This is a genomic window from Streptomyces flavofungini, assembly GCF_041028215.1.
GTDB classification, from domain to species: Bacteria; Actinomycetota; Actinomycetes; order Streptomycetales; family Streptomycetaceae; genus Streptomyces; species Streptomyces flavofungini_B.
In genome coordinates, this window is the sequence record NZ_JASKYR010000101.1 from 1 (window position 1) to 14,960 (window position 14,960).

12 protein-coding genes and 1 pseudogene are annotated in these 14,960 nt (G+C 70.4%); 6 read left to right on the top strand and 7 right to left on the bottom strand.

What is annotated here, in order from left to right:
- The first annotated feature begins 229 nt into the window (after positions 1-229).
- The 3 genes from AB8Z36_RS09940 (at position 230) to AB8Z36_RS09950 (ending at position 2,555) form a co-directional block, all read left to right on the top strand.
- Positions 230-1,063 (top strand): glycosyltransferase 87 family protein, encoded by an 834-nt coding sequence (locus tag AB8Z36_RS09940; protein ID WP_440581888.1) that lies wholly within the window; start codon positions 230-232, stop codon positions 1,061-1,063.
- Between the two features lie 145 nt (positions 1,064-1,208).
- The gene (locus AB8Z36_RS09945) at positions 1,209-2,156 is read left to right on the top strand and encodes a DUF1648 domain-containing protein (protein WP_369212860.1); all 948 of its coding nucleotides are present in this window, start codon (positions 1,209-1,211) and stop codon (positions 2,154-2,156) included.
- Between the two features lie 6 nt (positions 2,157-2,162).
- Positions 2,163-2,555 (top strand): GntR family transcriptional regulator, encoded by a 393-nt coding sequence (locus AB8Z36_RS09950; RefSeq protein WP_369212861.1) that lies wholly within the window; start codon positions 2,163-2,165, stop codon positions 2,553-2,555.
- Positions 2,556-2,578: 23 nt separating this feature from the next.
- On the opposite strand, the gene AB8Z36_RS09955 is transcribed toward AB8Z36_RS09950, so the two are convergent.
- A complete protein-coding gene (locus AB8Z36_RS09955) occupies positions 2,579-3,046 on the bottom strand; it encodes a hypothetical protein (protein WP_369212862.1) in 468 nt (155 codons plus the stop codon).
- A 90-nt stretch (positions 3,047-3,136) separates the two neighbouring features.
- Here AB8Z36_RS09955 and AB8Z36_RS09960 point away from each other — a divergent pair, with 90 nt between their 5' ends.
- Positions 3,137-3,493: a MerR family transcriptional regulator gene (locus tag AB8Z36_RS09960; protein WP_369212863.1), complete on the top strand. Its 357-nt coding sequence runs from the start codon at positions 3,137-3,139 to the stop codon at positions 3,491-3,493.
- 90 nt (positions 3,494-3,583) lie between these two features.
- Here the strand turns inward: AB8Z36_RS09960 and AB8Z36_RS09965 are convergent, their stop codons facing one another.
- Positions 3,584-4,495: a glutaminase gene (locus AB8Z36_RS09965; protein ID WP_369212864.1), complete on the bottom strand. Its 912-nt coding sequence runs from the start codon at positions 4,493-4,495 to the stop codon at positions 3,584-3,586.
- Between the two features lie 189 nt (positions 4,496-4,684).
- Here AB8Z36_RS09965 and AB8Z36_RS09970 point away from each other — a divergent pair, with 189 nt between their 5' ends.
- Entirely contained in the window at positions 4,685-5,470 is a 786-nt protein-coding gene (locus tag AB8Z36_RS09970) for an SAM-dependent methyltransferase (protein ID WP_369212871.1), read from the top strand.
- 40 nt (positions 5,471-5,510) lie between these two features.
- On the opposite strand, the gene AB8Z36_RS09975 is transcribed toward AB8Z36_RS09970, so the two are convergent.
- The 5 genes from AB8Z36_RS09975 to AB8Z36_RS09995 all read right to left on the bottom strand — a co-directional run bounded on the left by AB8Z36_RS09975 (position 5,511) and on the right by AB8Z36_RS09995 (position 14,355).
- Complete coding sequence (locus AB8Z36_RS09975; protein WP_369212865.1) at positions 5,511-6,722, bottom strand: hypothetical protein; 1,212 nt, start codon at positions 6,720-6,722, stop codon at positions 5,511-5,513.
- On the bottom strand, positions 6,715-7,707 hold the full coding sequence (locus tag AB8Z36_RS09980) for a hypothetical protein (protein ID WP_369212866.1): 993 nt from the start codon (positions 7,705-7,707) through the stop codon (positions 6,715-6,717). The genes AB8Z36_RS09975 and AB8Z36_RS09980 overlap by 8 nt, the downstream gene beginning before the upstream one ends.
- On the bottom strand, positions 7,700-11,689 hold the full coding sequence (fxsT, locus tag AB8Z36_RS09985) for an FxSxx-COOH system tetratricopeptide repeat protein (protein ID WP_440581889.1): 3,990 nt from the start codon (positions 11,687-11,689) through the stop codon (positions 7,700-7,702). The genes AB8Z36_RS09980 and fxsT overlap by 8 nt, the downstream gene beginning before the upstream one ends.
- Complete coding sequence (locus tag AB8Z36_RS09990; protein ID WP_369212868.1) at positions 11,667-12,944, bottom strand: hypothetical protein; 1,278 nt, start codon at positions 12,942-12,944, stop codon at positions 11,667-11,669. Before AB8Z36_RS09990 ends, fxsT begins: the two co-directional genes overlap by 23 nt.
- 214 nt (positions 12,945-13,158) lie before the next feature.
- Complete coding sequence (locus tag AB8Z36_RS09995; protein WP_369212869.1) at positions 13,159-14,355, bottom strand: FxsB family cyclophane-forming radical SAM/SPASM peptide maturase; 1,197 nt, start codon at positions 14,353-14,355, stop codon at positions 13,159-13,161.
- A 359-nt stretch (positions 14,356-14,714) separates the two neighbouring features.
- Here AB8Z36_RS09995 and AB8Z36_RS10000 point away from each other — a divergent pair.
- Positions 14,715-14,960: pseudogene (locus tag AB8Z36_RS10000) on the top strand (hypothetical protein); the annotation flags it as partial.

Sequence of the window (14,960 nt, forward strand, 5' to 3'; positions counted from 1 at the left end):
GTCCCGGCTGCGCGACGACTGGCTCTTCCCCACCGGTACCAGCTGCGAGGGGTGGGCTCTCAGGCGCACCGCCTCGGGCGTCTGCGTCCGTATCAACCGGCCCTCCGTCCCCACCATCTATCCGCCCGTCGCCGAGGGCTGGTACCTCGCCGTCCACACCCTGTCCCCGACCGGCAGCCGCCACAAGCCGCTTCAAATTGGCGGCGCCGTCCTCGCGTTCGGCACGACCGTGGCCCTCCTGCGGGTGCTGCGCCGCCGAGGTGACCCGCGGCGGGCCCCGGCGCGGGCCGCCCTGTGGGCCTGGTGCCCAGCGGTCACCCTGGAAGCCGTCAACAACGCGCACATCGACACCCTCGCGGTGCTCCTCGTCGTCCTTGCCCTGGGCACGGCCACGGCCGGAACCCGCCGGGGCGCGCTGATCGGCGCCGCGATCGCCGTCAAGATCCTGCCGGTCCTCGTCCTTCCCGGCGCCCTGGCCGGGCGGCGCCGGACCAGACCCGTCCTGCGCGTGGCCACGGCCGCCGGCGCGGCGGTACTGCTCGCCTACCTGCCCTACGTCCTGGCCTCCGGCGCCGGAGTGCTTGGCTATCTGCCGGGCTACCTCCACGAAGAGGGATACGAGCCCGGCAACGTACGCCGCTTCGCGCTGCTGCGGCTCGTGCTGCCGGACGCCGCCGCGGGCGCGACGGCGGCCACGCTGATCGCGCTCATCGCGGTGTACGTGTGGTGGCGCGGGGACCAGGACCGGCCCTGGCGCGGCGCCCTGCTGGTCACCGGCACCGCTCTGCTGCTGTTCTCGCCGAGCTACCCCTGGTACTCGCTGCTTGTGGTGGCTCTGGTGGCGATGGACGGCCGCTGGGAGTGGCTGACTCTCACCCTCGCAGGTACCGCCCTCTATCTGGCGGGCCGCCTGCTGCCCGGATTCCCCCTCCAGGCATGGGCCTACGGCGCCGCGGCGGCCGTGATCCTCACCGGCGCGTGCCTGCGCTCCGACCGGGGGCGCCGGGCCCTGCACCGCCTGGGCGCGCGCCCGCCCAAAGCGGTGACATCACCGGCACCTTGACGCCCCGAACCCGGCGAACCGTCTTGTGCGCGCGCCGTGTTGCCGTACAGTGGCATTGTTCTACTTCAACTAGAACAATGCCCGACGGGCTTCCTCCAGAACGATGCCCGAGGGACGGCAGAGCAAAGGACACAGGGGGAGTCAGATGACCGCCATCCGCAGAAGTGGCCTGACGGCCATACCGTTCGCCGCCGCCACAGCCACCTTCGTAGGCCTCTTCCTGACGCGCTACGACCGCCTGCCCGAACGCATCGCCACCCACTTCACGGGCGACGGCGGCGCGGACGGCTTCACGGACCGGACCACCGCCCTGTGGACCGGCGGCGGCCTGCTCGTGGGACTCGGCCTGCTGTTCACGCTCCTGGCCGCCGCCACCAAGGACGCCGCGAAGGCGCGGGTGACCGCGGCCATCGGCACCGGCACGGCCGTCACCCTCGGCTATCCACTGATCCTCACCGTCTTCGTCAACACGGACATCGAGGACCCGGCCACGGCACACCTGCCGATGTGGCACATCGCCGTACTGCTCCTCACGGCCCTGGCCACCGGCGCCCTGACGTGGTGGCTGATGAGCCGGGCGGCGAGTTCGTCCGCCACGCCGACGGTGTCCGCCCTGCCGCTCGCCGAGGGTGAAGTGGCGGCGTGGAGCCGCACCATGACCTCCCCGGCGGTGCTGCTCGCGGCCGGTGCCGTCACCGTCGGCGGGCTGGTGGCCGCCGTGTCCTTCGGCTCCCTCGTGGCAGGCCTGCCGCCGTTCCTGCTCGGCCTGCTCTGCGCACCGTTCGGCGGCGTCCGGGTCACCGTGGACCGCCGCGGAGTCACGGTGGCCTCGACCCTGCTGCCCAGGCCCCGCCTGACACTGCCGCTCGACAAGGTGACGAGCGCGGGCAGCGTCCAGATCCAAGCCCTGGGCGACTTCGGCGGCTGGGGATACCGGATACGACCCAACCGCCGAGGCGTCGTCCTTCGCTCGGGCGAGGCGCTCGCGGTCAGCACCGCAGGAGGACGCGAGTACGTGATCACTGTCGACGACTCGACCACCGCTGCCGCGCTGCTCAACGGCCTCGCGAACCGCCCGGCAGCGGGAGCGTGAGACACCATGCTCTTCCGGGTGCTCCCCGGCTCCCCGCTGCCCCTGGGCGAACAGAKCGCCTCCTGCGTACGAGGAGCCATCGCCGACGGCACGGCCGCCCCGGGCACACGCCTGCCCCCGGCCCGCGAGGTCGCCGACTCCCTGGGTGTCAACGTGCACACCGTCCTCCGCGGCTACCAGCGCCTGCGGGACGAGGGCCTGATCGAACTGCGCCGCGGCCGGGGTGCGGTGGTCACCGCCGAGCCCGGCGCCGCGGGCCGGGCCCGACTGACGGAGGCGGTCCAGGACTTCATCACCCAGGCACGCGACCTGGCCCTGACGGACGATGAGGTACTGACCATGGTGCGCGAGAGCCTGACCCGCACGTCGGGGGCGGGGCCGCTTCCGCGGGAAGGCTGACGGCCACTGCGCAACAAGCCGTCTCACCGGCCCGCCTCGCCGAGCGGTTGTCCGCCAGAGTGCTCCATGAGGTCGGTGCGTCGAGCCCGCCACCACGGCACAAGCTGGACGATGCCGAACCCCACCTCGGCGACGAGGAACAGCCACAGCCAGCGCGGGGCACCGTGCGCCAGCGCGTACGCCTGCCACGCGGCGAAAAGCGTGCGCGCGATGCCGTCGAACAATCCGTGCACCGGCAGCGGCTTGATGATCCGGAGCAGCGCCCAGACGACCACCACTGAACCCATCAGATTCGCGTAGAGAACCCCTATCGGGTCGAGGGCGGGAAGGGCACCCAGCCCGAGCGCGTCACCGGCCTTGGACAGCGCGTCGTGCACCAGGGTGTAGGTCCACGGCGTGGCGAAACCGGCTGTGACCACGAGGTCGTACCAGGCACTTGTGCGTACGACGCGAAGATAGGCGGAGTGGGAAGGGGCGAAATGACGGAACACGGCGAGGCTCCTGCTGGTCTCCTATACGGACGCCATGACGGTAAACAGTGGAGTACTGTCCAAGGTCAAGTCCGCAGTGCAGGGGGAGTCGTGCGTATCGGGGAGCTGGCCGCGCAAGCGGGACTGACCAGGGACACCATCCGTTTCTACGAGAAGATCGGTCTTGTCACGGGGCGACGTCTGGCCAACGGTTATCGCGACTTCCCGCCGGAGGCGGTGCCCTGGCTGCAGTACGTCCGGACCGCACAGACGCTCGGCTTCTCGCTGGCCGAGATCGCGCGGACCGGCGAGGAACTGCGGAACGCGCCCGACACCGCCGAGGCGTTGTCCGCGCTGTTCAAGAAGAAGATCGAGGTTGTCGACGCGCGTATGGCGCAGCTTGCCGCCCTGCGGGCCGAGCTCGACGCACGGGTTGGCACCGGATGCCCCCTGCGGGCGGCCGGCTGAGCCGGATTGGCCAGCTGCCTACCCGTCGTCGACACCTACGCCCAACTCGCCGACGCCGCGGCGCCAAGCCGAACAGACGCGGCTCGCGTCCTAAAAGACCGACCATCCCGTCACCGTGGTGAAGTGGTCGAGCGCCGCCACGCCCGCCACGGAGTTGCCGTACGTATCCAGGCCCGGGCTCCAGACGCACAGCGTGCAGCGTCCGGGGATCACCGCGACGATGCCTCCTCCGACGCCGCTCTTGCCCGGCAGGCCGACTCGGTAGGCGAAGCTGCCGGCGGCGTCGTACGTACCGCAGGTGAGCATGACCGCGTTGACCTGCTTCGCCTCGCGCGCGGGCAGCAGGCGCGTGCCGTCGCCCCGCAGGCCGTGCCGGGCCAGAAAAGCACCCGCGAGGGCGAGGTCGCGGCAGCTCATGCGGATCGCGCACTGCCGGAAGTAGTGCTCAAGCACCGTGTTCACGGGATTGTCGAGATTGCCGTAGCTCGCCATGAAGTGCGCGAGAGCCGCGTTGCGGTCACCGTGCTCGGCCTCGGAGGCCGCCACCACCGGGTCGAAGGCGACGTCCGGATTGCCGCTCTCCGCGCGCAGGAACTCCAGCATCGTCGTGCCCGCGTCCCCGGTCAGACTTTGCAGCCGGTCCGTGACGACCAGCGCACCGGCATTGATGAAAGGGTTGCGCGGGATGCCGTTCTCGTATTCGAGCTGGACGAGCGAGTTGAAGGGATTGCCGGACGGCTCCGTGCCGACCCGGTCCCAGATGCGGTCGCCGCCTTTCGCCAGGACGAGCGCGAGGCTGAAGGCCTTCGAGATGGACTGCACCGAGAACGGCTCCTGCCAGTCGCCGACTCCGTGCACCTCGCCGTTCACGTCGGCGACCGCGATACCGAAACGTTCCGCGTCCACGCACGCCAGCGCCGGGATGTACTGAGCCACCTGACCACGGCCCACCAGCGGCCGCGCGAACGCGGTGACTTCTTCGAGAACGGCCTGATAGTCCACGATCTGGGCTTTCTGCGTGTGCGACGCGGCCGATTCAGCCGGAAAGCCGCTGGGTTCGAAGTCGGGTCATCGGTTGCAGCACAGGATAGCTCCTGGCCGAGATATGCCCTGATTCGGGACGTCGTGTATGCCAAGGTCTGGGATGGCGTACGAGATCGGACCGAGGAAAGAAGTGCTGTGACCGAACCGATGAAGCTGCCTGCGGACATCGACACCTCTGTGGCCCACAGCGCACGGGTCTGGAACTACTGGTTGGGCGGCAAGGACAACTTTCCCGCGGATCAGCAGGCGGGTGACGCCTACCGCGACAAGTACCCCCTCATTGAGCAGTTCGCGCGCGAATCACGGGACTTCCTGCGACGCTCGGTCACCTATCTGGCGCGCGACGCCGGAATTCGGCAGTTCCTTGACCTCGGAGCCGGATTACCGACGGCCAACAACACCCACGAGGTCGCCCAGCGCATCGCCCCCGACTCCCGGGTGGTCTACGTGGACCACGACCCGCTCGTTCTCCTGCACGTGAACGCGATGCGTACCAGCACCCCCGAGGGCGCAACCGCCTATGTGCTGGCGGACATGCGTGACACCGACGTGGTCCTGCGGGGGGCGGCCGAAACCCTGGACCTGACACGACCCGTGGCCCTGGTGATCAACGACGTGCTGGGCCACATCGTGGACTGGGACGATGCCCTGTCTCTCGTACGCCGCCTGGTGGAACGTCTGCCCTCGGGGAGCCACCTCGCCCTGAGCCATTCCACGGCCGCGGACGAGGAACACCGGGAGGTGCAGGAGGAGTACAACCGGTCCGGCGCGATTCCCTACATCTTCCGCGAGCCCGAGGTGACCGTCGCGTTCTTCGAGGGGCTTGAACTGGTCGAACCCGGATTCGTGTCCTGGCCCAACTGGCGGCCCGAATCCACCACGGAACGCACCACCGTCCGGGCGGGCTGGGGCGCTGTCGCCCGCATTCCGTGAGGTGAGCGGGACGGGCGGGTCGGCGGAGCGGCGCGGAGCGCTAACCTCGCGTCCGCTGGAGACGGCTCCGCGCCAGCGCTGCGTTGGAGCCCAGATGCAGCACGTTCACGACCAGGATCGCGGGGGCGATGATGGCGACCGCCTCCGGGAGGCGGGGCTCCAGGAGGAGCGCGAGGATGATGGCGGTGATGCCGTTCTGCTGGCTCAGGCACAGCGAGGTGCGGTCGCGCGCGGAGAAGCCCAGGGTGACCACGGCGCCTACGGCGATCTGCGCGGCGAAGGTGGCGCAGCCGAGGACGATGCCGACGGAGAAGTTCGCGCCCGCGGCCAGCAGCATGCCCAGCAGGAACGTCGCCACCCACAGGGCCGCGTTGGTGGCCCGGCCCAGCCAGGGACCGAGCCGCGGCCGGAAGAACAGCGCCGAGACCGCGAGGCCCAGCATCCAGAAGTTCCAGGTCGCCGCCGTCAGCAGGGCCAGGAGCGCGGCGATCTGCACCGCCGTCCGCCGCGTGCCGACCGGCTCGTCGCGCCGGGATCTCGGCTGGCGCGCGAGGAGCCAGATCCCGGCCGCCGCCACCAGCAGCACCGCGTTGCCGACGAGGGTCTGAGCGTAGGTCGTGGCACCTGAGGAGATGCCCCCGGCGCCGGTGAGGACCAGCGAGCCCAGGATCACCACCAGCACCGTGGTCACCGGGTCGTCGAAGCTGGCCCAGGCCGCGAGGAGGGACTTCGCGCGCGGCGACATGTCGCGGGATGCGAGCATCGCCGACACCGACAAGGGGTCGATCTGGGCCATCGCCACCGCCAGCACCAGGTACTCCGGCTGATTCCGGAACGCCAGCCACAGGGCCGCCGCGATCAGCGCGGCCTTGACGCCGACGCCGAAGGTGATGGCCACGACGATGCGGTAGACGTCGCCGCGGTGCTCGGGCCGTTCCACGCCGCCCGCGCTGCCGTACAGGCCCACGGCCAGGAGCGCGGCGCTCAGGTAGCCGTAGACCGTGCCGTCGGCCCGTGCCTCCATGGGCCAGACGTGGCCCGCCAGGAGGCCCGCGCCCGCGATGAGGGCGGGCAGGACCAGGGTGAGCAGGAGGGTGCCCAGGCCGCCGGTCGGCGGGCTCCCGGCGTCCGCGTCGAGTGCGGACGGCTTGTCGGGCTCCCCTTCGGGTGCAGGCGGCTTGTCGGGCTCCCTTTTGGGTGCAGGCCGCTTCCCGGCGTGCGCGTCGGCTGCCGTCGCCCCCTCTTCAGCCATCCGTCAGCTCGCGCCCTAATCGCGCCAGCCGGTGGTCCGCGGCGGCCACCCGTGACTGGTCGAGGGTCACCCCCACCAGATACCGCTGGCCGGGCAGTGCGTGGTAGTACACCGCGCCCTGTTCGACGTCGAGCACGATCTGGAGGACCTCCCCGTTGAGGATGGCTCCCAGCGACGCGTTCATCCGGCGGGCGACGCCGGGCAGCAGCAGGCCCATGCGGCCGTACTTGTCGCGGCGGCGCTGGGGGTCCGTGGCGAGGAAGTACCGCCGCAGTGCCGCGTGGTGGAACAGGTCCGCGCTGCACACGTCCCCGGCGTAGTAGGCGATGTAGTGCAGCCCGTCCAGGTCCAGGGCCGCTCGCAGCGGCAGGGCCACCGAACGGGGGGCGCTTTGGCTGAGTCTCACCCCGGCGCCGCCGCTGTTCATCTCCGGGGCGCCTGTGCGGGTGGGGTCCGCGGTGTGGGCCGTGATGTGTGACTTGTCGCCCAGGTAGGAGTTGTAGTCGAGGCGGCTGTAGCGTGCTTCGGCTCTGAGATCGTTGACGCAGTCGGCGATGAGTGCGTCGAGTTCGTCGATGCGGCTGGGGGTGGGGGCGGTGGCCGCGGTGGCCCCGTACAGGTGGAGCCCGGGTTCCACGAGGTAGTAGTAGACGGCGCCGGAGGGCACCCGCAGTACCGTGCGGATGAGCGCGCCGGTGCGCAGTTCGGCGAAGTCCGGTTCCAGCTCTTCGAGGATGTAGTAGAGGTGGCGTCCGGCCTGTTCGTGGAAGCGGGAGACCCGGGAGACGCCCTCGGTGTCCTTCTCGCCGCACGGGTCGGCGTCAAGGACCACTTTGGCCATGTCACCGTCGTAGAGGGCCAGATGGGCCAGTCCGTCGACGTCCAGCAACCGGGAAAGGCGCTCGCCGAGTTCGACGATCTGGGGGTTCTCGCCGTCGGGATAGCGCGCTGGGGCCTCGTCGGGGGCTTGCGTGGGATCAGACACTCTGCACCTCCAGATCGGCTCCAGTCCTGCGGTACGGTGCGGCCAGCAGTGCCTGGGCGAGTGGGTGGCCCTCCAGGAAGTACTCGTTGACGCGGCGTTGGAGGACCGGTTTGAGTTCCTGGTGTGCCTCCGGCCGGGACGACAGGAGGTTGGCCATGGCGGTCAGGGTGACCGGGTGCCGGGCGCCCCACGCCGATGCCTTCCGGCATCCTTCGTAGATGTCCTCGTCCTCGGTGGCGCACTCGACGCTGGTGCTTTCCCCCAGTGCGGTAAGGCAGTTGTTCTGGTTCATCCGGGCGACCAGCGTGTAGCGGTGGGGGCGGCCGAAGGCTTCCCGGAGCTGGCGGACGGCCTTGCGGGCGTGCTCGGCCGCCTCCTCGTAGGTCTCCGGGCGGCCCAGGAGGTACAGGGCGAGGTTGTTGCGGCAGATGCCGGTGAAGGGGTGGTTGTCGCCGAACACAGCTACGTAGCGGTCGAGTTCCTCCCTGATGTACTCCGCCGCCTCGGTGGCCCGGCCCTCGGCGTACAGGCCGATGGCGACGGCGGTGTGGCAGGCCATCGTGCTGGGGTGGTTCTCGCCCCACTGGTTGCGGAAGCCGACGTGGGCGTCCTGCAGCAGCGGCTGTCCGTGCTGCACCTGGCCCAGGCGGATCATCGTCAGGCCCAGGCTCGCCACGACGCCCAGGGTGCGCGGGGAGCGTTCTCCCTCGATGGCGTTGAGCTGGTTGCGGGCCTCCATCAGGTACTGCTCGGAGGCCTCCGGCTGGCCCGCCTCCCGGTAGAAGGTGCCCAGGTCGCCATAGGCGACCCAGGTCCAGGGGTCGTCCTGGGGCATGACCTGGCGGCGCAGGTCGTAGGTGGACTCCTGCTGGCGTGCGGCCGCCTCGGCGGATTCAATGAAGTACTTGGACCAGGCGAGGTTGTGCGCGGCCGACAGGGTCGCGTTGTGCGGACTGCCGATGAGCCGCGTCAGCTTCGAGTACGTCTCCCGGTCCTCCGCGTAGGCCTGCCCGAAGTCGCCGTCGGCCCGCAGGTCGGCGGCATACCCGCGGGCGGCCAGCAGTGTGTAGAGCTCGGGGCCCCGGCGGCCGGGGAGCAATCGGCGCTGGGTGTTGACCGCGTGCCGGCTCAGCGCCAGGGAGTCGGAGTAGGCGCCGAGCAGCCGGTAGGCCGCCGCGACCTGGGACTCCATGCGCAGCACCATGATGTCGTCCGGGCCCCGGGCGGATCGCCACTGCCGCAGGACGAGTTCACCGAGGTCCCGTGCGGCCGTCCAGCGGCCCGAGGTCCAGCGGTGGTAGACCTGGCTGACCAGCCAGCCGTGCACCTTCGCGGCGCCGCTCTCGGGCGCCCCGCACGCCAGCACGTGCCGGTCCAGTTCGGCGAAGACCTCGGTGTACTTCGGCTCGTGCCGGTCCAGGTCCTCGGGCACCATGGCGGCGAGGACTTCCTGGGCCTGGGCGCGCAGTGTCTCCCGGTCCTCCTCCGGCATCCAGCCGCGGATCAGGTCCTGCACGATCCGGTGCACCTTGAGCGTGCGGGTGCGGTAGTCCAGGACGCCCAGGGAGTGGTCGTCCAGGCTCTTGACCCGGTTCTGAAGTACCAGGGTGTCGCTCAGCTCGGGCTCCAGGCCGGAGAGGACGGCCAGCATGCCCTTGGACAGGATGACGTTCAGCCCCACGCCGTCCGGTGACAGGAAGGCGCACAGCTCCAGGATGCGGGCCGCCGCCGGAGAGCTGGTCTGCAGGGCGTCGAAGGCCTGGCGGTGCAGGCGGGCGAAGGCGGAGTAGTCGGAGTCGGGGTCGTCCTGGTGAGGCAGTGCCTCACCGCCGTCGAGCGCGGCGATGTAGTCGTCGACCGCGCGCGGGAAGCGGCGCAGGGAGGCGGCCGCCCACTGTTCGGCCAGGGGCAGGTGTCCGGCGCGGTCGGCCAGCCGGGCCAGTTCCTCCTCGCCCGCGCCCGGCAGCCTGCGGCACAGCAGGGCCAGGCTTTCCTCGGGGGTGAAGACGTCCACGCGGTGGGTGGTGGCGAACTGGGGCGACCACCGGGGACTGGCCGAGGTGATCAGGACGTGGCCCGTGCCGCCGCTGGGAATGAATGCCTCGATGCTCTCCTGGCTCTCCGCGCCGTCGAAGACCAGCAGCCAGCGCGGTGCGTGCCTGCGCTGTCGCAGGTCGTCCAGCAGGTCGGGCAGCTCCTCGCCGGTGCGGGCGCCGGCCGCCGCGCGGTTGAGGGCGCGGGCGAGTTCGCCGAGGGACTCACGCGCCAGATCCGGCTGTGAGGCGGGGATCCACCAGACGAGGTCGTACTGGGAGGCGTAGCGGTGTGCGTAGGCCAGCGCGATCTGCCGCTTGCCGACGCCCTTCATGCCGTACAGGACCTGGGGCGGGCACTGCGTGGCGGAGCCGAACACGAACTGGGTGCTCAGGGCCCTCAACAATGCGTCGCGGCCGATGAACTCGGCGTTGGGCATGGACAGGTTCCACACCCGCGGGCTGCGGCCGGGGAAGCGCGGTCCCGCCAGCGGGGCGGGCTGGTGCTCGTCCCCGGTGCGCAGGCCGAACCGGGCCAGCAGGATGCGCCGGGCCGCTTCCTCCGTCGGGGTCGCCAGGTCGGCGGTGCCGGGCCAGTCGTGGGAGGTCGTGAGGCGGCCCGTGCCCAGACGCAGGCGCACCACGTGCTGATCGATGGGCTTGTCGCCGGTGGGCAGGTCGCTGTTGAGGCGCTGGACCAGCTGTCCGGCCGCCGTTCCCTCCAGGTGCGGGGAGAGCAGGGCCAGGATGTAGTCCGAGGCCGGCAGGGGTGCGGCGGGCTCGTCGGTGGGCTGGTGTGCCACGACATCGATGCCGAGCGGGCGGAGCTGCTCGGTGATCCAGTCCGCCCACAGCAGGTCGGCGGGCGCGTGGACGATGGTGAGGGTCTGCGGTTCGGTGAGCTGGGTGGTGCGGTGCCGCAGGGAGTCCAGCAGATGGTGGTAGTGGGCCTTCTCGGCATCCGAGACCTTGCGGAAACCGGTCACTTCACCGTCGGTGAGGCGCGCGACGGCCTTGACGTAGGACGCCAGGATGGAGCTGTCCTGGTGGGGGTTGTCCTCAATCACCGCGAGCTCTTCGCCGTAGGCGTAGAACGCCTGGTAAGGCACCTCCACCTCGCCCCAGTAGGTGGCCAGGTCGTCCTCGTCGGTGAGGTCCAGATGGGGGTCGAGCGCCTGGCGTGCCTCGGCCACGCAGCGATCGAACCGGTACTTCTCTGAGTGGTCGACGCGCATCGGCAGGACGTGCAGACGGATGTGCCGGGTCGAGCACGTGATGCGCCGGGCGATCTGGTGGGCGCCGTGGATGGCCTGCCGGTTCAAGGCCAGGGTGATGACGACGGTGTCGGGCAGCATGAGGGTGCACACCCCCGCGCTGTCGGAGAAGCCGGTGCGGCTGTCGATGAGGATGTAGTCGTAGGCGCTGTCATGCATCCGCACGCGCAGCGCTTCGAGGAACTCCTTGCCGTCGTCGCTGGCCTGGAACTGGCCCCAGTCGAACTCGTGCAGCCGGTTGGCGTAGTCGTCGTCCATCCGGCCGGGGCCGATGTAGTGCAGCTCGCCCCCGTCGGGGAACTTGTGGTCGAGCTTGACGCGGTAGCGGTCGAAGTTGGTGTGCTCGGCGTGCAGGGCCCGCAGGTGCTCGGGGACATCGGTGCCGGAGGTGGCGGCATCGGCGAAGGCGGAGAACATGTCCAGCACTCCCGAGCCGTGACTGAGGTCGGGCACCGGGAGGTAGGCCCCGTAATACAGATGCAGACCCGGCGCCTCCAGGTCCCAGTCCACGACCAGGACCGACTTCCCGCGGCTCGCCATGATCCAGGCGGCGTTCGCCAGGGCCATGGTGCGCCCCGCCCCGCCTTTGAAGGAATAGAAAGAAATGATTTTCGCCGGTCGACCGGTCCTGCCCGTCCCCCGTGCCACGTGCTCATCTCCCGCCCAGCGGCTCACCAGGTGTGGTGCCCAGTAATGGGGGCCATGGCCCCGCTCCTCGTTTGAGCCAGCCCACGCGCTCCCGCTGCCTGCGGATGCGGCGCTCGCTGGAACTCTCCACGGCCACGGCACCGGCGGGCACCCGCGGCGCCTCCGCCTCGTCGGGACCCGTTCTGGAGTCGGCCATCACGGCCGCCACGGCCAGCGTGAGCGCTTCGGGCGTGCCCACCTCGTGGTGGGAGGCGCCCAGCAGCCGCGCCGGGGTGAGCGAGAGGCTCTCCCGCAGCCGCCCGGCGCTGTGCCGGCTCTCGGCGTCGAGGCGGGGCAGCAGCGCGATGACCGCCGCGATGCGGATGCGGGAGCGGGCCAGCCGGCTCCACAGCACCGAGAACGCCGCATCCCGCGAGAGCCAGGGATCGACCAGCACCTGCACGATCGCGCCGTCCTCGACACCGGCGAGGACATCGGCCTCGTCCAGGTCCGGGGCCCGTACGAGGAGCCGCTCGGCCCCGCAGGCCCGCGCCGCGCGGGCGGCCAGGGACAGCGCGGGCTCGTCACTGTGCGGTCGAAAGGGACACCAGTCCCGCGCGCTGTCGCCGTAGGCCTCCACCGAGGTGCGCAGTCCCGCCATCCGCTCCCGGGTGCCGGTCAGCAGGACGAGCACCACCTGCCGGGTGCTGTCCGGCGGCCCGGTTGCGGGGGCGTCCGCGTACGGCTGAGGCTCCGTCCGGCTCGGGCCGAAGCGGGGCGCCACCTGGCGGCTGTCCGCCTCGGTCATCGCCGGCAGCGGTGTCCTCGCGGCCTTGAGCAGGCGCTCGGAGACACGCCGCACGAGTCCTCGGTAGCGGCCCCGCCGGTCGGGCGCCTGGAGCAGGCCCAGCACCCCGGGCCCTTCGTACTCCTCGTCGATGACGTGACCGGTCCTGGCCACCAGGCGCGGCAGCACCAGGCCGCCGGCCCGCCAGATCACCCCGACGAGGCAGTCCGGCCGCTCCCCGGTCTGCCGGGTGCGCCGGTCCAGGCGCTCGCTGAAGACCGACCACTCGCGCGCGCACTGGGGATCGTTGAGATAGTCGGACGAATAGAGGACCAGCATCGAGCGGCAGGACAGAACGGCGGGGTCAGGCCCCGCTATGGGCTCCGCGTGCTTCAGCCGGCCCTGCTGTGCGGGGGCGCGGCCCGCCAGTGCGTAGATCTCGTTCTGGACATCGATGTGGAACCGTTCGACGGGACCTCTGTCGCCGGTCGAACTGGCATAACTGGTATAGAACAAAGGCCCCACCGCCCCCCCCCAAGGGCCTGCCTCCCGAGCAACCACAGCGTGGTCTTTTCCCCATGACCCCACATCAACATCAGTGTGCGCAGCGACTTCGGCATGCTTGTGCAGCCAGGTCAATTGAGGTCTAGCATAGGAGTTTTTGCCCCTGGCGAGCCCCGGAAAACTCGACATCGGGTCTCCTCTCGCTCAATAGAGAGTGAAGCGTTCGTCATCTGCGCTGGTCGGCGCCCCCTGTTCCATCCGGTTCCGGGAAAGCCGCCGAAAAACCGCCGGAGCCCAATTTCTGCTGGATGTGCCCGATGAGCAGGGAGAGGTCCCTGCAATACACGGAGGGGTTGGCGAAGCCGCGGCGGCGGCCATGACGGTGAGCACGAAGTCCCGCTCCGCAGACGCTGACCAGCGGGCACTCCCGGCACGTCCGGCACAGGGCCGCCACACCGTGCTCAGGAGCCCCGGGAAGCGACAGCACGGCATCGAAGGAGTGGCTGAATACGGTGCCTCCGGCATGTGCGGCACCATCGGCGACCGCGTTCAGCGACCCCGACCAGCTGATCGCCCCGTCCGACTCGATCACCACCGCGGCAGCAGGGAGCAGGCCGATGAGCTCACTGCTGCTGCCCGCGCCGAACAGAGACTGCGCCATGATCGACTCGAAGAGGCGGACCCGCGCCGCCCGCCCGGTCTGCCACCACCGGTCGAAAGCCGCGCACAGCCACGCCCCATAGGCACCGCTGCCCGCCAACGGCGCCGGATGGTCCCACGTGCCATAGGGCAACGTGAAGTCGATCGCCGGCGGGTCATGGTCCGCCAGGGCGTCGAAGACCACGGCCGGATCGCCCGCCTCCGGGTCCACGACACACAGCAGACCGGCGAACAGGCCCCGGTAGCGGGGGCGTTCGAGCAGGGCCAGCCCCGCAGACACCCGCGCGTGACTGCCCCCGTGACGGCTGCCCGCCGGACCGCGCCGGTGGCGGTCGTGCGCGCGCTCATCACCGTCCAGGCTCACCCCGACCCGGATGCCGTGGCGCAGCAGTGTCTCCAGGACCGCCTCATCCAGCAGCGTGCCGTTGCTCTGGACGACGAGCTCCGCCTCGGCCCCCGCCAAGGTGACGGCCCGGCGGGCGGCGGCGCTGAACCCGGCTATCACATCCGGCCCGGCGAGCAGCGGCTCACCCCCGTGCAACGCCACCTGCACCCGGGACGGCCGGTGCCGGCGCACATGCTCCCCGACGCGTTGTACGAGCCGCTCGCGCACCGCCTCCGGCATGGTCCGGGGACGCTCGCGCCACCCCGTGTCCCGCAACTCGTAGACATAGCAGTAATCGCACGCCAGATTGCAGCGGCTGTGCAGTTTGACGACGAATTGATCGAATGCCCGCAGCCGCACCCGGCCTTCCGGCGTCACGGAAACCACCGGCTTTGGCCACGGCATTGCGGGTGGGGACGTGTCGTTCCACGTCGGCCCCTGACACCTGTTCCCAAAGTCACCGAATGCCGTACTGTCGGCCCATGGCCGAACGGGTGGGCAAACCACGCCCCCAGCAGACTCTAGATCCCGCGACAGGTCTTCCACCCTGACCCCCCGATCAACTCCAGGGGGCCGTCGCACCTCCAGGCCGTGACCGCCGACGGCATGGCTCTCGCAGATGTCCCCCGTCCACCGTACGCAGAACGGCTCACCCCCGAAGAGGTCTCAACTGGCCAATACGCGCCTTTGGGGCGGCCAGGGGCGCCACGAGACACAGGGGAGTGGAGGGGCAGGCCATGCCGCACTATTTCATCACCAGTTTCGCCCGCGCGGAAAACGAAAGCTACGTATGGCGCTTCCACGGAGACCTGACCCAAGCCGTCCGGGAAAACATCGGGCAAGAGATCGAAACAGAGATATGCCGCGGCGGAAACGGATCCGCCAACAGCGAGCTCGTCGCCGAGACCGGCGTCCTGGTCGCCCTCTGCTCACCGGCCTACTACACCGACCCCGGCTGCGAACGGGACTGGGCGCTCTTCCAG

Excerpts from the sequence above, each read along its gene's own strand:
- AB8Z36_RS09975 (WP_369212865.1), bottom strand. The coding sequence starts at position 6,722 with ATGGCTGAAGAGGGGGCGACGGCAGCCGACGCGCACGCCGGGAAGCGG.
- AB8Z36_RS09945 (WP_369212860.1), top strand. The coding sequence starts at position 1,209 with ATGACCGCCATCCGCAGAAGTGGCCTGACGGCCATACCGTTCGCCGCC.
- AB8Z36_RS09970 (WP_369212871.1), top strand. The coding sequence starts at position 4,685 with ATGAAGCTGCCTGCGGACATCGACACCTCTGTGGCCCACAGCGCACGG.